Below are 311 nucleotides of genomic sequence, written 5' to 3'. Positions count from 1 at the left end.
CCACACTGGGACTGAGACACGGCCCAGACTCCTACGGGAGGCAGCAGTGGGGAATATTGCACAATGGGCGCAAGCCTGATGCAGCCATGCCGCGTGTGTGAAGAAGGCCTTCGGGTTGTAAAGCACTTTCAGTAAGGAGGAAAGGTTAGTCACTAATATTGGCTAGCTGTGACGTTACTTACAGAAGAAGCACCGGCTAACTCCGTGCCAGCAGCCGCGGTAATACGGAGGGTGCGAGCGTTAATCGGAATTACTGGGCGTAAAGCGTACGCAGGCGGTTTGTTAAGCGAGATGTGAAAGCCCCGGGCTCA

Annotated in this window: 1 rRNA gene; it reads left to right on the top strand. The window is 55.0% G+C overall.

Going from position 1 to position 311, the window contains the following annotated elements:
• Positions 1-311, top strand: a 16S ribosomal RNA gene (locus tag IRQ78_RS20510); the annotation flags it as partial.

The sequence above is a fragment of the Pseudoalteromonas simplex genome, assembly GCF_015278155.1.
Lineage (GTDB): Bacteria > Pseudomonadota > Gammaproteobacteria > Enterobacterales > Alteromonadaceae > Pseudoalteromonas > Pseudoalteromonas simplex.
Note: the sequence above shows the minus strand (reverse complement) of the source record. Positions and strands in the feature narration are given on the sequence as shown.